The organism is Streptomyces olivochromogenes, from assembly GCF_001514115.1.
GTDB classification, from domain to species: domain Bacteria; phylum Actinomycetota; class Actinomycetes; order Streptomycetales; family Streptomycetaceae; genus Streptomyces; species Streptomyces olivochromogenes.
In genome coordinates this window covers 500,431-520,296 of the sequence record NZ_KQ948454.1, presented here as the reverse complement: position 1 = coordinate 520,296, position 19,866 = coordinate 500,431, and the positions used below count along the sequence as shown (strand labels likewise).

The 19,866-nt window shown below is 71.0% G+C and carries 20 protein-coding genes; 9 read left to right on the top strand and 11 right to left on the bottom strand.

What is annotated here, in order from left to right; translation table 11 throughout:
* Positions 1-8: 8 nt before the first annotated feature.
* Complete coding sequence (locus AQJ27_RS14810) at positions 9-407, top strand: SRPBCC domain-containing protein (protein WP_096239974.1); 399 nt, start codon at positions 9-11, stop codon at positions 405-407.
* Between the two features lie 74 nt (positions 408-481).
* Here the strand turns inward: AQJ27_RS14810 and AQJ27_RS14805 are convergent, their stop codons facing one another.
* The 4 genes from AQJ27_RS14805 to AQJ27_RS14790 form a co-directional block, all read right to left on the bottom strand.
* Positions 482-2,026, bottom strand: a complete 1,545-nt coding sequence (locus AQJ27_RS14805) for an ABC transporter substrate-binding protein (protein WP_067367602.1) — start codon at positions 2,024-2,026, stop codon at positions 482-484.
* Positions 2,026-4,134: a hypothetical protein gene (locus AQJ27_RS14800; protein WP_067367594.1), complete on the bottom strand. Its 2,109-nt coding sequence runs from the start codon at positions 4,132-4,134 to the stop codon at positions 2,026-2,028. Before AQJ27_RS14800 ends, AQJ27_RS14805 begins: the two co-directional genes overlap by 1 nt.
* Before the next feature lie 142 nt (positions 4,135-4,276).
* Positions 4,277-5,272 (bottom strand): isopenicillin N synthase family dioxygenase, encoded by a 996-nt coding sequence (locus AQJ27_RS14795; RefSeq protein WP_079064978.1) that lies wholly within the window; start codon positions 5,270-5,272, stop codon positions 4,277-4,279.
* Positions 5,265-5,723 carry a nucleoside deaminase gene (locus AQJ27_RS14790; RefSeq protein ID WP_067367592.1) on the bottom strand — a complete coding sequence of 153 codons (459 nt, stop codon included), beginning with the start codon at positions 5,721-5,723 and terminating at the stop codon, positions 5,265-5,267. Before AQJ27_RS14790 ends, AQJ27_RS14795 begins: the two co-directional genes overlap by 8 nt.
* Before the next feature lie 101 nt (positions 5,724-5,824).
* Between AQJ27_RS14790 and AQJ27_RS14785 the strand changes: the two genes are divergently transcribed.
* Positions 5,825-7,105: a PucR family transcriptional regulator gene (locus AQJ27_RS14785; protein ID WP_067367584.1), complete on the top strand. Its 1,281-nt coding sequence runs from the start codon at positions 5,825-5,827 to the stop codon at positions 7,103-7,105.
* A gap of 23 nt (positions 7,106-7,128) precedes the next feature.
* Here the strand turns inward: AQJ27_RS14785 and AQJ27_RS14780 are convergent, their stop codons facing one another.
* The 5 genes from AQJ27_RS14780 to AQJ27_RS14760 all read right to left on the bottom strand — a co-directional run bounded on the left by AQJ27_RS14780 (position 7,129) and on the right by AQJ27_RS14760 (position 11,273).
* Positions 7,129-8,232: an abortive phage infection protein gene (locus tag AQJ27_RS14780; RefSeq protein WP_235613594.1), complete on the bottom strand. Its 1,104-nt coding sequence runs from the start codon at positions 8,230-8,232 to the stop codon at positions 7,129-7,131.
* A 139-nt stretch (positions 8,233-8,371) separates the two neighbouring features.
* Positions 8,372-8,731: a hypothetical protein gene (locus tag AQJ27_RS14775; RefSeq protein WP_067367578.1), complete on the bottom strand. Its 360-nt coding sequence runs from the start codon at positions 8,729-8,731 to the stop codon at positions 8,372-8,374.
* Complete coding sequence (locus AQJ27_RS14770; protein ID WP_067367575.1) at positions 8,728-9,348, bottom strand: DUF6232 family protein; 621 nt, start codon at positions 9,346-9,348, stop codon at positions 8,728-8,730. The genes AQJ27_RS14775 and AQJ27_RS14770 overlap by 4 nt, the downstream gene beginning before the upstream one ends.
* Before the next feature lie 174 nt (positions 9,349-9,522).
* Positions 9,523-10,203, bottom strand: a complete 681-nt coding sequence (locus AQJ27_RS14765) for a class I SAM-dependent DNA methyltransferase (RefSeq protein ID WP_067367573.1) — start codon at positions 10,201-10,203, stop codon at positions 9,523-9,525.
* A gap of 47 nt (positions 10,204-10,250) precedes the next feature.
* Positions 10,251-11,273: a quinone oxidoreductase family protein gene (locus AQJ27_RS14760; RefSeq protein ID WP_067367569.1), complete on the bottom strand. Its 1,023-nt coding sequence runs from the start codon at positions 11,271-11,273 to the stop codon at positions 10,251-10,253.
* Between the two features lie 117 nt (positions 11,274-11,390).
* Here AQJ27_RS14760 and AQJ27_RS14755 point away from each other — a divergent pair, with 117 nt between their 5' ends.
* Both AQJ27_RS14755 and AQJ27_RS14750 read left to right on the top strand, forming a co-directional pair.
* A complete protein-coding gene (locus AQJ27_RS14755; RefSeq protein ID WP_067367566.1) occupies positions 11,391-11,726 on the top strand; it encodes an ArsR/SmtB family transcription factor in 336 nt (111 codons plus the stop codon).
* 73 nt (positions 11,727-11,799) lie between these two features.
* Positions 11,800-12,372, top strand: coding sequence for a hypothetical protein (locus AQJ27_RS14750; RefSeq protein ID WP_235613593.1), 573 nt, complete (start codon positions 11,800-11,802; stop codon positions 12,370-12,372).
* A 4-nt stretch (positions 12,373-12,376) separates the two neighbouring features.
* Here AQJ27_RS14750 and AQJ27_RS14745 read toward each other — a convergent pair whose 3' ends face one another.
* Positions 12,377-13,768 carry a purine-cytosine permease family protein gene (locus tag AQJ27_RS14745; protein WP_067367560.1) on the bottom strand — a complete coding sequence of 464 codons (1,392 nt, stop codon included), beginning with the start codon at positions 13,766-13,768 and terminating at the stop codon, positions 12,377-12,379.
* Between the two features lie 89 nt (positions 13,769-13,857).
* Complete coding sequence (locus AQJ27_RS14740; RefSeq protein ID WP_067367557.1) at positions 13,858-14,265, bottom strand: PLD nuclease N-terminal domain-containing protein; 408 nt, start codon at positions 14,263-14,265, stop codon at positions 13,858-13,860.
* A gap of 546 nt (positions 14,266-14,811) precedes the next feature.
* Between AQJ27_RS14740 and AQJ27_RS14735 the strand changes: the two genes are divergently transcribed.
* The 5 genes from AQJ27_RS14735 (at position 14,812) to mqnE (ending at position 19,778) form a co-directional block, all read left to right on the top strand.
* Positions 14,812-16,269 (top strand): menaquinone biosynthesis decarboxylase, encoded by a 1,458-nt coding sequence (locus AQJ27_RS14735; protein WP_067367554.1) that lies wholly within the window; start codon positions 14,812-14,814, stop codon positions 16,267-16,269.
* Between the two features lie 61 nt (positions 16,270-16,330).
* Positions 16,331-17,236, top strand: a complete 906-nt coding sequence (gene mqnP, locus AQJ27_RS14730) for a menaquinone biosynthesis prenyltransferase MqnP (protein ID WP_067367551.1) — start codon at positions 16,331-16,333, stop codon at positions 17,234-17,236.
* A gap of 31 nt (positions 17,237-17,267) precedes the next feature.
* Positions 17,268-17,942, top strand: a complete 675-nt coding sequence (locus AQJ27_RS14725) for a UbiX family flavin prenyltransferase (protein ID WP_067367548.1) — start codon at positions 17,268-17,270, stop codon at positions 17,940-17,942.
* Between the two features lie 130 nt (positions 17,943-18,072).
* Positions 18,073-18,528 (top strand): Lrp/AsnC family transcriptional regulator, encoded by a 456-nt coding sequence (locus tag AQJ27_RS14720; protein ID WP_067367546.1) that lies wholly within the window; start codon positions 18,073-18,075, stop codon positions 18,526-18,528.
* 86 nt (positions 18,529-18,614) lie between these two features.
* A complete protein-coding gene (mqnE, locus tag AQJ27_RS14715; RefSeq protein WP_067367542.1) occupies positions 18,615-19,778 on the top strand; it encodes an aminofutalosine synthase MqnE in 1,164 nt (387 codons plus the stop codon).
* Positions 19,779-19,866: the final 88 nt, after the last annotated feature.

Sequence of the window (19,866 nt, the reverse complement as noted above, 5' to 3'; positions counted from 1 at the left end):
CTGGTGTCATGACCGGAGTGACCCGAGGCTTCGAAGAGGGCGTCCCCGAGACGCGGGAGGACGGTACCCGCGTCCTGCACTACCTGCTGCGTTTTCCCCAGCCTGTGGAGAACGTCTGGAAGGCGGTGGCCACCCCCGAGGGCCTGCGGGCGTGGCTGGCCGAGGCCGAGGTCTTCGAGCCGCGACTCGGCGGCGAGGTCACGCTGCGCGGGATCGGCAGCGGCCGGATCACGGCGTGGGACGTCGAGCGGATCGCCGAGTACACGGTCGAGGGCCGGGGCCGCATCCGCTTCCACCTGGAACCGACCCGCCCGTCAGGCACGACGGTCCGCTTCACCCACGAGAGCACCGAGGGCGAGGACCCGGGCTGGCGCCGACGCTTTGAGCAACTGATCAGCGCCCCGTAGGGGCGCGGGGAACTGCGCGACCAGCCACATACGGCCCGCACATACGAACCACCGATCCCCCAACGGCGCCCCCGTCAAGCCGGCGGCAGACACGCCGTAGCGGGGGGCTTCCCCTCAGGCCACGCGATCTTCACAAAGCGAGCCCGCGACTCGGGCGTCAGCTGCACGATCGGCACCGCCTTGTCGTACGGATTGCCGTGGGCGTCCAGACAGATCCACCCGCTCGCCCCGTTCACCCGCAGCTCCTTGCCCTTGACCTGCGGCCACTGGAGCCCGACGTCCGCGAGGGCCGGGATCCTCCCCGTCGGCGACGCCCCGCGGATGCCGCGCACGGCGAGCCGCATGGCGTCGTACGCGATGATCAGCTGGCCGTCGTCCAGGGCGATCGGCCCGAGGGGCCCGACCGGCTCCTTCCCGGCACTCCCCAGAAGCGACTGCAGCACCTTCGCGTCGGCCGCGCTGCCGCCCGTCTTCGCGGTGTCCTTCAGCCAGGCGTCCGGGTGGGCCAGGGACGTGTAGCGGACGGTCAGCAGCGGGTCCTTGAGGGCGGCCGGGTCGAGGTCCTTGTCCCCGGCGAGGTAGGAGCCCTCGTCGCCGGTGAGCACGGTGAACCGGCGGTCGTGGCAGCCGCGCTGGCCCAGCATGTTGATGAACTGCCGCAGCTGCGTGTGCCGCCCCGCGAAGAGGATGGTGTTCGTGGTGGTCGGCGTGTTGCAGAGGATGTTGGTGATCTGCATGAAGACGTTGGAGGTGCTGCCCTCCTTGCTGCGGTCGGCGGGCGGCGTGAACGGCTGGGCCTCGTAGCGCGAGCCCGTGAGCATCTTCTCGAAGGAGGCCTGGAGCGTGCGCGTGTACGGGTCGCCGGTGCGGTCGTAGACGAGGAAGGCGTTGGCGGCGGAGACCTTGGCGAAGGAGGCGAGGGCGCGGGCCTCGTCGGTGTTGGTGGGGGAGACCGGCGCGAGCCCGGGGAACGGGTCCTTGCCGTTCTGCCCGTTGGCCAGGTCGTCGGCGGTGATCGAACTCCCTATCACCGGGATGCCCCGGCTGGTCAGCTCCTTGACGGCCTTCTTGTTGTTGTCGGTGCTCAGGCCGACCCCGGTCACCGCGCGCAGCCGGTCGGAGCCGCCCGTCATGCCCGCCAGCTGGTCGACCGTGTGCTGCCAGTACGTGCCGGTGGAGCCGGGGTTGGCCAGCACCAGGCGGATCTTCGGCTTCAGGCCGGTGGTGTCGTGGTTGGCCTGGTACTGGGCCAGATAGGCGCCCTGCAGCTCGTGCAGCACATCGGCCAGGTTGTCGGCGTCGGTGGCGGTGAAGGGTTCCAGGAGCGCGACGGTGACGTAACTGCCGGGCGCCAGACGGGCGTTCTCGCGGTGGATGGCCCGTACGGTGTCGGCGAACTGCGCACGCCCGAAGGCGTACGTCGTCCACGAGACGCCCACGCACTCGTCGCTGCCCTTCGGCTGGACGACGCCGGGCGCGCAGGAGCGATTCTCCTTGGTGGCCGTCATACCGCCCCAGACGCCGAGGCCCGCGAGCACCGCCGCGAGGGTCAGCGCGACATACCTGCGGAATCGAATCTCCCAGACGTCCTCGCGCAGCCAGGTCCACAAGCGCGCCATCACAGGTCCCCGTTCGCGTTGTCGTCGTCGTCACCAGGGATGCGCAGGGGGTGGCCGGCGAGCGCGTCCGACGGCCACTCCCGCGAGGCCCGCCACAGCAGCGGGTTGCCCGCGGGCCGCAGGTTCGACAGCTGCTCCAGCTCGAAACGGAGCCGGTCGGACACCTTCGGGTCCGGCAGCACCAGCGGATCGGTGAGCTGCCAGACCGCGTGCAGCAGCCGTCGTACCCGTAAGTGCAGTACGGCGTCCACGCTGTCCGGGGGCTGCTGGGCGGCGTCGGTGCGGCCGAGCGCGACGGCCGCCCGGTCGTCGTGACCGCCGTGGCCGCCGAAGTCGCGGCCGTCCGGGTCGTGTGCGTGGTAGTAGGGCGCGGACGCGATGAAGACGAGCGAGGACAGCCAGGACCCGGTGTCGGTGCGCGGGAAGGTGTCGCGCAGGTGCGCCACCGCGAGGTCGGGCTTGCCGAGCGCGAGTTCGTGGTGCAGCCGATAGCGCGCGCTGTCCGGCTGGTCCCCGTCGCCGTAGTGGTCGATGAGGGTGCGGTGCACGGACCGCCAGCGTGCGTGGTCGGGGTCGTCGTGGTGCAGCCGCAGCAGGAGCAGCGCGCGCAGGAACGGATCGCCCACGAACTGCCCGGCGGCGCTCGTCCAGCCCTCCTCCGTGAGCCGTTCCTCCAGTGCGAGGACCCCCGACGCGCCGAAGTCGTCGGAGAGCTGGACCTCCGCGAGTACGCAGGCTGAGTCGCGGTCGTGGGCCGCGGCGAGCACGGTCAGCTCGTCGAGCCGGCCACCGGGCACGAGCCGGTCGAGCAGCTCCTGATAGGTGGGCCGGCCGTCGTTGTCCTCGTGGACGGCGACGTCGGAGGTGAGCAACTCGCCCAGGGACTTGGCTCCTTGGGGGAGGTTCTGGCGGGCGGACTCCGCGAGGAGGGTGACGCCGAGCGGGCTGCCGCCGGACAGCCGATGGGTGGCGTGCGGGAGTTGAGGGGGGACGGCGAGGCCCTGCGAGACGCCGCCCACGAGGTGCAGGGTGTCGTCCGGGGTCAGCGGCGGCAGCGCGACGAGCAGCGCCCGCGAGGACGGTGAGGTGCCCGGCTCCCAGCCGGTGTGCCGGGCGACCTCGGGGAGGGTGCGGCGGCTCGCGTTGCGCAGCGCTCCATGGGTGTATCCGCGCAGGGCGGCGAAGAAGACGACATGGTCGGCGATGCCGTCGGCGCGGTCGCGCAGCACCGGTTCCATCAGGCCGAGGCCCGCCCGTTCCTGCACGTTGTCGATCAGTACGACCGGGCGGCCCAGCCGGTGCGAGCGCTGCATGACCCCCGCGTACGCGTCGTCGAGGTCGGCCAGCAGGGCCCGTACGAGATAGCGCTCGGCGTGGGTGCGGGAGTCGCCGCCGGCCCGGAAGTGCGAGGAGAGCAGGATCAGGCCGAGCTTGGGATTGCCGCCCGCGTTCGGATAGTCGCGGTACCAGGTGGCGGCCCTGCGCAGCCGGCGGGGAGCGGGGCCGATCCCCTCGGCGAACGCCTCCAGGGTGGCTTCGATGATCGGCGCGATCACGGGACCCGTCCCGCTGAGCGAGGCGATGAGCTTGGAGACGACCTTGCTCACCCAGCGGCCCGCGAACCCCGAGAGCCATGAGCCGGTCTCGTTCAGCAGCAGGATCCGCTCCGCCTCCTGCCGGATGCGGGGCACGTCACGGTCGCTCCAGCCGCCCGCCGCGACGGCCAGCAGCCCGGACGTCAGGCGTGGAAAGCCGATCCTTCCGGCGCCGGTGACCGGCTCCGCGAGCTGCTCGGCGATGGTGGTGAGCGCCTGTCCCACCGGCGACCAGGACTCCGCGGGCCGCTCGGCGGGCGGCCCCGCGAACTGCCGTTCCTCGCCGTCGATCAGCGCGACCGGTGTGTGCCCGCGGTAGGCGTCGCGCAGCTCCCGCAGTACGGCGCTCTTGCCGAGGCCCCGTCCGCCCGCGAACACCACGAAGGGCAGTTCCTTCGGGTGTTCGTACGGGGACGAGCGCAGCTGGTACGGGCGCAGGCCGACGAGCCGTAGTGCAAGACCGGGCGGATCCGTGTCGAACAACGCTCCGCGTCCGTGCAGCCCTCTGTGCACCGCATCTCCCCCTGGCGCGGTCCGGTCCTGCTCTGTGCTGCTGTGAGGTCTATCAACACCAGTGTAAAAAGGGGGAGTTGATTCGGACTAGGGCACGTGATGTCCGTTTGGTTACGAAAATTATTCGCGCCCTTTCGCCCGTCTATCCCACGGTGATCGAATCCAGCTTTTCGCGCAGATAAACATGGGAGTCGACGGGCGGATACGCGACGCGGCCCACCGGCGCGGGGACCGACTCCACCACCGTCCCCGGCGTGCACTCGCCGAAGTAGACCAGCGACATCAGCTCCTCGGCCGGCGCGTCGGCGGGCGGAGGCAGCACACGGTGCCGGCCCGAGCGCCACCGGTCGCCCGTCCAACGGGCCATCAGGTCACCGATGTTGATCGTGAACGCCGCCGGGTCGAAGGGCGCGTCCTCCCAGCCGCCCTCGTCCGTGTAGACCTGCAGCCCGCCCTTGCCCGCCTGGCGGTCGAGAATGGTGACGGTGCCGAAGTCGGTGTGGGGGCCGATACGGAACTGACCGGGCTCGGGCTCGCCGACGACCTCCGTCCCCGGGTACCAGTTGATGTTGAAGCCGTACGTCGGGTGGTCCATGTGCCGGGTGAAGAAGTCCGCCTTCAGACCGAGGGCCTCACCCAGGAGGGCCAGCAGGTGGTTCTCCAGCTCGCCCATCCCCGCCAGGTACTCCTCGCAGAGCTTCCGCAGCTCCGGGGCCTCGGCGGGCCACACGTTCGGCGCGGACCACTCCGCGTCGGTCGCCGGGTCCTCGAAGGGCTCGTGCGTCGCGAAGGTCAGCGACTCCTTGAGGTCGGGGGGCGTCTGCGTACCCTCCGAGTAACCGTTGGCCTCGGCACCCGGGCCGAGCCAGCCGCGCCCGCCGACCTGGACGGCGTAGGGCTGCTTGACCTCCGTCGGGAGGGTGAAGAAGGCGCGGGCGGCCTCGCGGATGCGGGTGCGCAGGGCCGGGTCCACACCGTGTCCGGTGACGAGGAGGAAACCGGCGCTCTGAAGGGCTTCGTCGACCGTGCGGGCGATGACGGTACGGGCGTCGGGATCGCCGTCCAGCCAGGGCCGCAGGTCGATGGTCGGGATGCGCGGGATACCGGGGGTACGGGGGCTGCTCGGGCGGCTACTCACCAATGTCCTCGTTCCACAGAGCCGGGTGGTCCTTGATGAAGTCGCGCATCAGCGCGGCGCACTCGGGGTCGTCCAGGAGCACGATCTCCACGCCGTGCTCGGCCAGCCAGTCGTGGCCGCCGTGGAAGGTCTGCGCCTCGCCCACCACGACCCGCGAGATGCCGAACTGGCGCACCAGGCCGGAGCAGTACCAGCACGGCGACAGGGTCGTCACCATGGTCGTACCGCGGTACGAACGCTGCCGTCCCGCAGCGCGGAACGCCGACGTCTCCGCGTGCATGGACGGGTCGCCGTCCTGGACCCGACGGTTGTGTCCGCGGCCCAGAAGCGTGCCGTCCGCGCCGTACAGCGCGGCGCCGATGGGGATGCCGCCCTCCGCCAGCCCGGCGCGGGCCTCCGCGACGGCGGTCGACAACCACATCCGTGCCCGTGCCTGATCGATGCGCTCCATGACTCCACTCTCCTGTGGCCGAAACACGAGGGCAACGTGCGGAAAGTACTCTCCCGGCAAGCCGCACCCGGACGGACTGTCAGCGCCTGAAGGAGGTACCCGTGCCCGCACTCACCCTCCGCGACATCCTGGCCCTCGACCCCGTCCGCGGCAGCGAGCCCGAACTCCTCGCCGGCGAAGGCGCCCTGGACCGCCCGGTCCGCTGGGTGCATTCGAGCGAGGTGTACGAGGGGGCGAACTTCCTCGACGGCGGCGAACTGCTCCTGACCAACGGCTTCGGGCTGACCGACGCGGACGAGGACACCCGGCGGCGCTACGTGCGCGAGCTGACCGCGCGCGGAGCGGCGGGGCTCGCGGTGGAGGTCGGACGGTCGCTGGTGCGGATGCCGGAGGAGGTCGTCGACGAGGCCCGGCGGCTCGGGCTGCCGCTGCTCGCCCTGCACCGGGTGGTGCCCTTCGTCCGCATCACCGAGGCCGCCAACCGGGCGATCGTGGCGCGCGGCCTGTCGGGTCGGGCGGCGTCCGTACGGCCCTGGGGCGGCGACCACACCGCCGCCCTGCTCGCCGACCTCGCCGACGGGCAGGCCCTCAACCAGCCCGAGGTGGAGGCACGCGCGGCGCTCGCCGGGTTCCATCCGGGGCCGGGCGCGCGGCTGGTCGGGGTGTCGGCGCACGGGGCGCGCGAGCTGGGCGTGGTCGACCGGGCGGCGCGCTCCCTGGGCGGGGTCGCGGTGCTGCGGGCGGCGTTCCCGGGGGACGTACTGGCGCTGGTGGCGATGCCGGACGACGCCGTACGGGCGGTGACGGCGCGGCGGGATGTCGTACGGGCCGTGCAGGAGGCATTCCGGACGGTCGCCGAGGCCGGGGTGACCGTGGCGGTCGGACACGCGGTCCTCGCGGGCGGCGGCTGGCTGCGCTGGAGCGAGACACTGCGGGCGGCCCGGACGACCCTGGAACTGGCGCTCACCGTGCCGTCCGCCGAACCCGGCCCGACCGGTGGCCCGGTCGTCACCTCCTCCCGCGCCCTCACCCTGGAACGCGAGCTGACCCGAGGCGGCGTGGACGCCAACCGCGACCGCCTCGCCCGCCTGGTCCAGCACACCCTGGGCCCCCTGCTGGCCTGGGAGGCCGCCCACCCCAGCGACCTCGTCCGCACCCTGGAGATCCACCTTCGCCACGGCTGCTCACCCACCCGCACGGCGGCCCTGCTCCACATCGGCCGCCAGTCCCTCTACCAGCGCCTGGAACGCATCGAATCCCTCCTGGGCCTGGAGATCGACGACCCGGACCTGCTGGGAGAGCTGCTCGCGGCCCTGTGCGCGCACCGGATCGTGCGGGGGGTGCAGGCGACCGCGGACGGCGGCCTGCGGACGGTGGCCTGACCTGCCCCGGTCCGACCCGTCCGTCAGCAGGTGTGTGCGCGGGCCCGTGCGTACTGCCGGGCCAGCGCGCGGAAGGACTCCTTCGGCTCCCAGTGCCATCCGCCGTGGCGGTCCTCGATCGTCTTCACGATGCCGTAGCTCGCCATGTCGAGGTCGTGGCGCGGGTCGCGGGGGCGGTGCGGGGCGTCGGGGGTGACGAAGGTGTACGCCATCGCCGAGTACAGGCCCATCGACTCGAACACCGACAGCACGTCCGTCAGATACGCGGCCTGGGTGCGCTCACTGCGGACGAGACCCGCCTCGATCTCCGGCGGCTCCTTTCCGTAGTCGACGACGTCCCAGCCCATGCCGCCCTTCTCCGGCGCGCCCTCGAAGGTGCAGCAGCCGAACTCCATGACGGCGACGGGCTTCCCGAAGCGCCGCAGCGCGGCGAGATCGCGGACGTAGGCGTTCCGGTCCCGGAACCAGCCGTAGTAGTCGACACCGACGAGGTCGAAGAGGCCCCAGTCGACGTCCTCGTCCTGGGCGGCGGCGTACGTGAGCCGCCCGTGGAAGACGGACCTGCCCACGGACGCCGCCTTGGCCGTGAACCGGTGCAGGCGCCGTGCCATCAGCACGGGATCGAAGTCGTCCCTCAGCAGATGCTCGACGCGCTCCTGGGCGTTGGCGCCGGGCACGATCCCGGGCACGTAGAGCACGAACTCGCAGCCGACACTGAGATGCACTCCCGCGCCCCGTCGCCGCAGCCGCTCGGCGAACCGGCCCGTCTGCGCGAGGTGGTCGAGGATCTCGCGTTCCGGTACGTCGCCCAGGGTCGGCTCCAGCCAGACGTTCAGACCGAGCTCCGCCGCCTCGGCCGCGGTGGCGGTGAGCCGTTCGACTCCGTTGCCGGTGATCTTGACGGAGTCGGCGTGCAGGTCGTGCGCGACGGCGCGCAGGTCGCGGCGCATGCGCCCGGGGTTCCACCCGGTGCTCGGCGTCTCCCCGTCCGTCACCTCGTACACCACACCCCGGTACGTCAGCCCCGGCCGACGGCCCGTCGCCCCGGCCCGCCCGGCCGGCAGCACCACCGCGCCCCCGGCCCCCGCGGCCATCCCCATGAACCGAGCCCGAGTGATCCCCCGCATCGCGCCTCCCCAGATCCGTCGCCGTGGCTCCAGTCTGGGAAGCGGCAGGCCGCTCGGCCGTCCGTCGAAGGTCTACGGCCGCCCGCCGAAGGTATGCGGAGACCCGACGAAGGAATGCGGACGGGGCGGACGGGTGCCGCTATCGTCCGCCCAGCAGTTCGAGGATCTTGTTGACCGCCTCGATGACCGGCCGACCGACGGCGCCCACCGTCGTCGCGATGCCGGCGACGGCCAGCAGCGCGCGGTGCCGTTCCTGTGGCGGGGTGCTGCCGTCGGAGCTGATGGCGGGGAGGGAGTCGTCGATGGCCTGGGCGCTGACGGGCGCGACGTGGCCGCGGAGCTGCTCGACCAGCCGCAGGAGTTCCCCCACCGCAGCCTCCAGCTCGGGAGACGCAGCCGCTGAGTCGGGGGCGACCACCTGGTTCTTGACCATGCCGGTGTTGCCGACCCCGCCGTGCATGTTCACGTTGTCGCCGAAGTAGAAGTTGTCGCCGCTCATGCCGCCATCCCCACGTTGCCGGTGCCGCCGTACATGTTGACGTTGTCCCCGAAGTAGTAGTTCTTGGGACTGATCGTGATGCTCTCCACCTTGACCTGGAACTCGGCCTCGGGGTTGTCGATCGCGTGGGTGATGTAGCCGACGAGCTGGTTCAGGTGCTGCGGGTTCGGGCTCGTCACCACCGCCGTGGACGGGCCGGCTGTTTCGACGGCCAGGACGTAGTGCGACTGTGCCGACAGCACGGAGATCAGCTCCCCGATGAAGTAGATCAGGGCGGCCACGGTGGAGAGCCAGACGAAGGTGAGGATCCCGCCGGCCGCGTTCTCACTCCCGAGCGCTGTCACGGTACCGATGATGGTCAGGGCGAACGCGACCGAGAGCGTGATCGCGACGTTCTTGAAGAAGCGCACGGTGGCGTCCATGCGCCTGGGGTGCAGGGTGAACGTGTAGACCCGCGCGATGTTCTGCAGCGGATAGGCGGCCCCGCCCACCCACAGCAGTCGCTTGCTGACCCGCAGGTCGACTTCGGCGCCTCGTAGGAGCGGTGGCACCGGCGGCGGGGGCGGGGTGTTCGGCGGGGTGTTCCACGGCCGTTCTTCCGGTCCTGTCGTCTCCATGCGTCCCCCTGAGGCTGTTGTGGTGTCCGATCACTGAGTGAGGAACATTAACCACCGGGCGTGTGGTGGCTGCAAGGCAGTAACAGCCGTCAAGTGTGTTGCTGTTGTGGAGAGTTCACCTTCGACAGGGGCGCGGGCGGTGCCCCTGGTGTCCCTCGAAAGGGAACGTCACCGTCACACCGGCGGTTCCGGCCTGCGGGCCAGCACGAACGCCTGCGGGGTCTTCTCGTGGGCGTCGGCCTCGCGGACGAGGCGGGCGACCTCCACCAGCCCCGCCTCGCGCAGCAGCTCGGCGACGCGCTCGGGCGGGAAGCGGTAGACGTCGAGGTCCAGGTCATGGCCGTACGCGTGATCGAGGTGCACGCGCTCGTCGCCCACCTTGAAGGCGATCAGCAGATGACCGCCCGGTGCCAGGATCCGGTGGAACTCCCGGAAGAACAGCGGTAGTTCGTCCAGCGGCGTGTGCACGGTGGAGTACCAGACGAGGGCCCCGGCGAGTGACGCGTCCTCGATGTCGAGGTCGGTCATCGTGCCCACCTCGAAGCGGAGGTGCGGATGGCTGCGTCGGGCCACGGCGACCATCCGCGGCGACAGATCGACCCCGTACGCGTCCAGCCCGAGACCCTCCAGGTGGATCGTCACCCGCCCCGGCCCGCACCCGAGGTCCGCGACCTGGCCGCCCCCGCCGTCCCGCACCTTCTCCGCGAAGACGGCGAGCATGGCCCGGTCGAAGGGCTTGTGCTCCAACTCGGCCTTGAGGAGCTCGTCGTAGTCGACGGCGACGGTGTCGTACGACGCCCTCGTGGCGTCCGGGCGGGAGGTCACGGGGTGAGAGGTCGCGGGGTGAGAGGTCATGGCGCGGGAGACTAGCCGGGGGGACTGACACGCCCGGCGCGTCGTCGTCACGCGAGGTCGGTGGCCCCGTCCGCGCCGTGGGTGCGCAGCAGCAGCTTTCCCGTGCTCGTCCGTGTCCCCATCAGACGGTGTGCCTCTGCCGCGTCCGGCAGGGCGAACTCCGCCGTCACAGGCAGGGACACCACCCCGTCGACCACTGTGCGGAAGGCGCGTTCGGTGAGGGTGCGCAGTGCGGCCGGGGACGTCTGGGCCAGGGTGAGGATGGAGAAGCCGGAGACCGAGAGGGCCAGGGGGTAGAGGTCCGGTTGGCCCACCTGCCACGGCTGCGCCCCGCTCGCGTTGCCGAAGGAGACCAGGCGGCCGAAGGGGGCGAGGGAGTCGAGGGAGGCCCGGAGGGTTTCGCCGCCGACCGGGTCGAGGGCCAGGTCGACCCCGCGACCGTCCGTCGCCCCGCGCACCTCCTTGGCGAAGGAGGCGGAGGGGGTGGCGGTGGAGGAGGTGACGAAGACCTCGTCGTAACCGTGCTCCCGCGCGTACTCGGCCTTCGCCGCGCTCGACACCACCCCGTAGACCGCCCCGGCCCCCGCGGCGCTCGCCAACTGCCCCAGCACCGTGCCCACCCCGCCCGCCGCACCCTGCACGAGCACCGTCTCGCCGGGCTGGAGCCGGCCCACGGTGTGGATCAGGGCGTACGCGGTGGGCAGCACGGTGGGCAGGGTCGCGCCGGTGCGCAGGTCCACGCCGGGCGGCAGCGGGAAGACGGTCACCGCGTCGGCCACGGCGACGTCCGCGTATGCGCCGCCCTGCGTCAGGGCCGCCACCTCCTGCCCCACGGCGAGGCCGGTGACGCCCGCGCCGAGGGCCCGGACGCGGCCCGAGACCTCCAGACCGGGGACGAAGGGCAGGGCGGGCACCCGGTAGCCGTCGGCCCGCGCCTTGAGGTCGGCGAAGTTCACGCCGGCGTACGCCACGTCGATGCTCACCTGCCCCGCACCCGGCGCGGGCACCCCCGCCTCAACGACCCTCAGCACCTCGGGACCGCCGTACTCCTGGATCTCGATCGCGCGCATGGCACACCTCTCACGAGAACTCGTCCGCTCGACTGTTCAATGAAAACCGAACACTCGGGAGTGTATGATTTTCATCGAACACTCGGCAAGGTGTCGGAGATCTGAGGGGAGTCGGGCGTGGCGGAACGAGCGAGTCACCGGGTCGCCCCGGAACACACCCATCCCGACGACGTTCCGGTCCAGACCGCCCTCGCCGCTCTCGCCGATCCCGTACGCGTCACCCTCGTACGGGAGCTGGCCGACTCGGCGGAGTGGACGCGGAGTTGCGGCAGCTTCGACGTGCCCGTCGGCAAGGCGGCCCTCAGCCACCACTTCGCGGTGCTGCGCGGGGCGGGTCTGGTGGAGCAGCGCGACGAGGGTCCCAAGCGCGTCAACCGCCTGCGACGCGAGGAGTTCGAGGCCCGCTTCCCCGGACTCCTCGACCTGGTTCTGCGTGCGGACCGGGCGCACTGAACCGATTCGCCGCCTCCCGCGTCGAAGGGGCATGAAGAAGCGTGTGAGGGGTCGGGGGGCCACCGGTGCCACCGTGACCGGTGCCGTCGTGCTGCTGGGAGCGCTGCTCCAGGGATCGAGCGCCGTCGCGCAGGCCGAGCCCGCGCATGCCGCGCCCGTCACCGCCACCTGCGTCGGAACACGGCCGGCCAGGAGCCTTCCCGCCCGCGGAGCCGACGACTTCACCCCGCTGGACCGCACCCTGGCCCACGTGGACAGGATGGCGGAGTCCGCCCGCTACGCCGCCGTCTACACGGGCATGTCGGTCGACGAGGAGGACCGGGCCATGGACGTGTACCGCATGCCGTCCGCCTCCTTCGACGCCGACCTCTGCGGCGCCGCCGAGAAGGGCGTCACGGTGCGGCTGCACGACACCGATGCCAACCGGACCGACCTGGAGGCCCTCGCCGACCGGATCGCCGAGGACATGAACCGCTGGAACGGCACCTTCGACCTGCGCGAAGTCGGCGTGGACGAGGCCGGGTTCGTGCTCGTGGGCGTCGACGACCCCATCACCGCCGCGCCCCTCCTCAAGAAGGCCTTCGGCGCACGGCACATCGAGGTGGGGTACGCCGAACAGGCCTCGCTGCTGAGCACCACCGGCTGACCGCTCAGCCCGTGCGGGGCGCCCGCCGCAGCAGCGCGTACAGCGCCGCGCTCACCGCGAAGCCCACCAGGCAGGTGATGTCGCCGAAGGACGCCCAGTGCTTCGGCACCCAGCCCACGTACTTCTCCTGGTTGGAGAAGAGCGGGACCGAGACCGCCACGCCGACCAACAGGGCGGTGATCCCCGGCCAGTTGCTGAACGCGCGGTCGCCCAGACGCCGGGCCGGCTCGTCGTCCGGCGTACGGGTCCGCAGCCACCGCTCCACCAGCACCACTCCCAGCCACGGTCCGATCCAGTACGCGATGACCAGCAGGAACGCCTCGTACGCATGCCCGGCATCCGACAGCGACGCCCAAGCCGCCGCCGTACCCGCCACGCCCGAGAGCACCACCAGCGCGCCGCGCCCCAGCCAGGCCGGCAGCCGCAGGCCGAGCGAGGTGATGGACATGGCGGAGGAGTAGACGTTCAGCGCGTTCGCCGAGATGCCGCCCAGGATGATGGACAGCAGCACCAGGTCGCCGAGCCAGGACGGGAGATGACCGGTGAAGGCGGCCGTCGGGGTCGCGCTGTCGGGAGCCGCGATCGTCGCCGACGCCGCACCGATGAGGGAGACGACCGCGACGGAGAGGAAGAGTCCGACGGCCGGGTAGAGGGCGGTCCTGAACCTGTTCGCCGTACGGGGGAGGTAGCGCGAGTAGTCCGTGGCGTACGGGTTCCAGCCCGCCGCGTATCCCCACGCCGTGCTGAACGCCAGCAGGAAGCCGCCGATGCCGCCGCCCCCGCCCGAGGTGCCCAGGTCCGCGTGGTCGAACGTCCACACGCCCGCCACCAGGAACACCACCGCCAGCGCCGGGAACGCGTACTTCTCGAAGGCGTGCACGAAGTTGTGGCCGATGAAGCCGATCACGATCTCGACCGCCACCACCAGCAGCAGGGAGGGCAGAGGGCGCAGGCCTGTCAGCGTGTTCAGCGCGAACGCGGCGCTCACGCTGTTCACGGCGAACCAGCCCACGCCCGCCACCAGGGCGTTCACCCCGGCCGGCAGCAGATTGCCCCGGTAGCCGAAGGAGAGGCGGCCGATCACCATCTGCGGGACGCCGAACCGGGGTCCGTCGAGGGACAGGACGCCTTGCGTCAGCGCGCCCAGCGCCGTGCCCAGCAGCAGTGCCGCGGCCGCCTGCCAGAAGTTCAGCCCGAAGAAGAGGACCGAGATCACGCCGATGTACACGGTCGCGAACTCGATGTTCGGGGAGGCCCAGGTCCACAGCAACTGGAGCGGGCTGCCGTGGCGTTCGGCGTCGGGGATCGGTTCCGAGCCCGCCGTCTCGACGGCGATGACTCGGTCGCCGTACTCGGGCGTGATCGGTGCGGTGGTGCCGGCGGGAGCGGTCGTCATGCACCGTAAGTGTCCGGGGCCCCGTCACCCCCGGACAGAGGCGCACTGTCCGTTCCGGGAGGCTCGTCGGCGTACACCTTGTACGGGCGTCAGCTCTCGGACTCCTCGCCGGCCTCGCGCCGGCGCAGCTCCTCCTCACGGCGGCGCAGGTCGGCCTCCCAGTCCTTCAGGAGTGCCTCGTCCTTGACGTTCTTGGAGGGGGCGGGCTCCGCGCTGAGGGAGTTCAGGAACTCGGGGTTGTCGTCGGGGGCGACGTACTGCGGGCGCTGGTCGCGGTGCCACTCGGAGGGCGTGACGCCTCGGGTCGGGCCCCGGCCGACCTTGCCCGCGACGAGCCAGGCGACCGGGCCGACGAGGACTTCTCCGAAGAGCAGGATGACGATCACCCACACCACCTTGGGCAGGCCGCGGACCTCTTCCTCCGGCGTGTTCAGGCAGTCGATGAACGCGTAGATCCACAGCGCCAGGACCAGCAGGAACGGCAGATACCTGAGCATGGCGGAACGGTCCCCCAGTGGACGGTGGCGGGGCGGTGCGGGCCCCGGTGACGGGCACAGGGTAGCGGCTGACTTCAACGGGGGTATGACACTTTCCCCGCCCCCACCGCCCCGGCCCCCGGGTGGGTTCGTCGGCTGCGGGTGGGCGGGGGCTGGTCGCGCAGTTCCCCGCGCCCCTGAAGGGGCGCTGCCCCTCGGGGTTTGTCGGCCGCGGGCCGGTGGGGGCTGGTCGCGCAGTTCCCCGCGCCCCTAAAAGCTTCGGATCGCCCGGCGTTCGAGGACGAGGCCGGAGGCCGATGCCCCACCCACCCCGTCCACCCACCCACCCCGTCCACCCACCCACCCCCGTCCACCCACCCACCCCGGTCCGCACTCTTCAGCCCGTCCGGCGTTTGAGGACGAGGCCGTTCAGGCCGAAGCGGGGGTCCGGGGGCGGCAGCCCCCGGGGATGGGACGGGTAGGGGCGGCGGGGGCGAGAGGGGTGGGCCTGGCCGTGGCGGTGGGGCGCACGTCGGTGTCGGGTGGGCCTCAGCGATACTTGGACGCATGGCTTACGACGATCTTCGATCCCTGCTGAGGGCGCTGGAGCGCGAGGGCGACCTCAAGCGCATCAAGGCCGAGGTGGACCCGTATCTGGAGGTCGGGGAGATCGTCGACCGGGTGCAGAAGGCGGGTGGCCCGGCGCTGCTCTTCGAGAACGTGCGCGGCTCCGCCATGCCGCTCGCCATGAATGTCTTCGGCACCGACCGGCGGCTGCTGAAGGCCCTCGGCCTGAAGTCGTACGGCGAGATCAGCGAGAAGATCGGCGGCCTGCTCAGGCCCGAACTCCCGCACGGCTTCGTCGGCGTACGCGAGGCCTTCGGCAAGCTCGGCGCGATGACCCACGTACCGCCGAAGAAGGTGAAGTCCGACAACGCGCCCGTGCAGGAGGTCGTGCTGCACGGTGAGGACGTCGACCTGGACGCCCTCCCCGCACTCTTCACCTGGCCCCAGGACGGCGGCTCCTTCTTCAACCTCGGGCTCACCCACACCAAGGACCCGGAGAGCGGAATCCGCAACCTCGGGCTCTACCGCCTCCAGCGCCACGACAAGCGCACCATCGGCATGCACTGGCAGATCCACAAGGACAGCCGCAACCACTACCAGGTGGCGGCGAGGAGGGGAGAGCGACTGCCGGTCGCGATCGCCTTCGGGTGCCCCCCCGCCGTGACATACGCCTCCACCGCCCCCCTGCCCGGTGACATCGACGAGTACCTCTTCGCCGGGTTCATCCAGGGCAAGCGGATCGAGATGGTGGACTGCAAGACCGTCCCGCTGCAGGTGCCCGCGAACGCGGAGGTCGTGCTCGAAGGGTGGCTGGAGCCGGGGGAGATGCTCCCGGAGGGGCCCTTCGGCGACCACACCGGGTTCTACACGCCCCAGGAGCCCTTCCCGGCGCTGACCATCGACTGCGTCACCATGCGCAAGCGGCCGCTGCTCCAGTCGATCGTCGTGGGGCGGCCCCCGACGGAGGATGGTCCCCTCGGGCGGGCGACCGAGCGCTTCTTCCTCCCCCTGCTGAAGATCATCGTGCCGGACATCGTGGACTACCACCTCCCCGAGGCCGGCGGTTTCCACAACTGCGCGATCGTCGCGATCGACAAGAAGTACCCCAAGCACGCCCAAAAGGTGATGCACGCCGTCTGGGGGGCGCACATGATGTCCCTCACCAAGCTCATCGTGGTCGTGGACTCGGACTGTGACGTCCACGATCTGCACGAGGTCGCGTGGCGGGCCCTCGGCAACACCGACTACGGCCGCGACCTCACCGTTGTCGAAGGCCCCGTCGATCATCTCGACCACGCCTCCTACCAGCAGTTCTGGGGCGGCAAGGCGGGCATCGACGCGACGAGGAAGTGGCCCGAGGAGGGCTACACCAGGGACGGGGGATGGCCGGAAATGGTTCTCTCCGACCCGGAGACGGCGGCGACGGTCGACCGCCGCTGGAAGGAGTACGGCCTGTGAGGTCCATCGACAGCGGACGGATCGACGGCGGACGGATCGACAGCGGACGGGCGGCCGGCCGGTGACCAGCGCATCCGCCGCGCTCCCGCAGCAGCCGGGGCGCACCAAGGCCTTCCTCCGGCTCGTCATGATCGAGCACTCCGTCTTCGCGCTGCCCTTCGCCTACATCGCCGCGCTGACCGCGATGTTCGAGTGGGACAAGAACATCCACTGGGGCAGGCTGCTGCTCGTCACGATCGCGATGGTCGGGCTGCGCACGTTCGCGATGGCGGCGAACCGGATCATCGACCGCGAGATCGACGCCCGCAACCCGCGCACGGCCCACCGTGAGCTGGTCACCGGCGCGATGAGCGTGAAGCACGCGTGGACGGGCGCGCTGGTCGCGCTGGTCTTCTTCCTGGGCGCCGCGGCCCTCCTGAACCCCCTGTGCCTGGCCCTCGCCCCCATCGCGGTGATCCCGATGGTGGTGTACCCGTACGGCAAGCGGTTCACGAACTTCCCGCAGGCCATCCTGGGTCTGGCCCAGGCGATGGGCCCGATCGGCGGCTGGCTGGCGATCTCCGGCGAGTGGTCGTGGGACGCCGTCATCCTGGGGCTCGCGGTCGGGATCTGGATCGGCGGCTTCGACCTGATCTACGCCTGCCAGGACGTCGACACGGACCGCGAGATCGGGGTCATGTCGGTACCGGCGCGCTTCGGTATCCCCGCCGCGATCTGGGGCGCGCGCGGCTGCCACGCCGTCACCACCGCCCTGTTCGCCTGGTACGCCGTCGCCACCGACGCGGGCGCCTTCTTCTGGTTCGGCCTGCTGATCGTCGCGGGCGCGTTCCTCTACGAGCACTCCATCGTGAAGCCGCACGATCTGTCCCGTCTGAACCGCGCGTTCTTCCAAGTCAACGGATTCATCGGCATCGCCCTGTTCGTGTGTGCCCTGCTCGATCTGCTGGTCCGCGGGCTCACGGTCTGAATCCCGACAGCCGCCGGATACCCTCGACATCATGAAGCCAGGACAGACGCAGCGCCGGCCTTGGATCGTGGGGGTGTCGGGTGCCTCCGGTACGCCCTACGCCGCCTCCGTGCTGCGGGCGCTCCTGGCGGCGGGGGAGAGCGTCGACCTGGTGGTCTCGCGGGCCTCCCGGCTCACGCTGCTCGACGAGACCGGCCTCCCCTTCCGCGACGCCCACTGGCAGGACGACCTGCGGGAATGGCTGGCGCGCGGCGCGGACGGCAAGCCCGGCACCTTCGACGTGCGCATCGAGGACGTACGGCACTGGAGCGCCGGTGACCTGGCGGCGGGGCCGTCCTCGGGGTCGTACCCCTCGAAGGGCATGCTGATCGTGCCGGCCTCGACGGCCTGCGTGGCCGGAGTCGCCCTGGGGCTGTCGAAGGATCTGCTGCAGCGCGCGGCGAGTGTGACGCTCAAGGAGGGGCGCAAGCTCGTCGTCGCCGTCCGCGAGACCCCGTTGAGCGGGCAGACGCTGCGTCACCTGGTCTCCCTGGACGACGCGGGCGCCACCGTGCTGCCCGCCTCGCCGGCGTTCTACGCGGGGGCCACCCACATCCAGGACCTGGTGGACTTCGTCGCCGGGCGGGTGTTGGACGCGGCGGGCGTCGAACACGGGCTGTACCGCCGGTGGGAGGGCGAACTCGGCGGCGGCTCCCGAGCCACCTGAGCGGCCACGACCGAGCACCCGTGAAGCGAAGCACGCACGACCCGAGCACGCACGACCCGAGCACCACTGAGCAACATCGCACCACTCACGACCCACGACTCACACACTTCAGCGGAAGGCTAGCGATCGCATGGACGCGGTGGACAGGCAGCTCATCCAGGCCCTGAGAGAGAACGGCCGGGCCTCCTACGCGGAGCTGGGGCGCCTCGTCGGTCTGTCGGGACCCAGCGTCACCGACCGCATCAACCGGCTGGAGGCGGCCGGGGTCATCACCGGCTACCGCGCCACCGTCGACTCCGCCTCGCTCGGTCTCGGCGTCACCGCCCTGATCGGCATCTCGCTCTCCGACGCCGCGGACCACGAGGACGTGGCCCGGCGGATGCGGGACCTCGGTGAGATCGAGGACTGCTGGTTCATCGCGGGCGACGACTCGTTCATGCTCAAGGTGCGGGCGAGCGATGTCGACGGGCTGGAGAAGACCATCCGACGGCTCTCGGGGACGAAGGGTGTCTCCCGGACCCGTACGACGATCGTGCTCTCCACGAAGTGGGAGAACCGGGTCGGCGAGCTGCCCGAAGAGGACTAGGGCACGACGTGCCTGATGGGGGCCCCTCCCGCCCGGAGGGTGGGGGAGTACGGTTTGCGAAGGCTGTCTGAGGAAGAGGTAGAGGCATGGATGTCGGGCTCAAGCGCGAGCTGGAGCAGAAGGTTCGAGCCGGTGAGCGGCTGACCCGCGAGGACGGCATCGCGCTGTACGAGTCGGACGACCTGGCCTGGCTGGGTGGGCTCGCCCACGAGGTGCGCACGCGCAAGAACGGCGACGTCGTCCACTTCAACGTCAACCGCCACCTCAACATGACGAACGTGTGCACCGCGTCCTGCGCGTACTGCTCGTTCCAGCGCAAGCCGGGCGAGAAGGACGCGTACACGATGCGCATCGAGGAGGCCGTCCGCCTCGCCAAGGCGATGGAGAACGACAACCTCACCGAGCTGCACATCGTCAACGGCCTGCACCCGAACCTGCCGTGGCGCTACTACCCGCGGTCGCTGAGCGAGCTGAAGAAGGCCCTCCCGAACGTCTCCCTGAAGGCCTTCACGGCGACGGAGATCCACCACTTCGAGACGATCTCGGGGCTGTCGGCGTCGGAGATCCTCGACGAGCTGATCGAGGCGGGCCTCGAGTCCCTCACCGGTGGCGGCGCGGAGATCTTCGACTGGGAGGTCCGCCAGCACATCGTGGACCACCGCACGCACTGGGAGGACTGGTCGCGCATCCACCGGCTCGCGCACGAGAAGGGTCTGAAGACCCCGTGCACGATGCTGTACGGGCACATCGAGGAGCCCCGCCACCGCGTCGACCACGTCCTCAGGCTCCGTGAGCTCCAGGACGAGACCGGCGGCTTCCAGGTCTTCATCCCGCTGCGCTACCAGCACGACTTCGTGGACATGAAGGACGGCAAGGTCCGCAACCGGCTCCAGGCGCGCACCCAGATGGCGACCGGCGCCGAGGCCCTGAAGACCTTCGCGGTCTCCCGTCTCCTCTTCGACAACGTGCCGCACGTCAAGGTCTTCTGGGTGATGCACGGCGTGCAGACCGCGCAGCTCGCCCTCCAGCACGGCGCCGACGACATGGACGGCTCGGTCGTCGAGTACAAGATCACGCACGACGCGGACAACTACGGCACGCCGAACAAGCTGACCCGCGAGGACCTGCTCGACCTGATCCGCGACGCGGGCTTCCGGCCGGTCGAGCGCAACACCCGCTACGAGATCATCCGCGAGTACGACGGCCCGGACCCGGCGCGCCGCGAGTCGCCGCAGCCGATGCGCGTCTGACGCTCCGCGGTCCGGTCGTACGCCCGTGACGGCCCCTGTGCCGGTTCCCTCCTCGCGGAGGGGGCCGGCATGTCGCTTCGTCCGACGA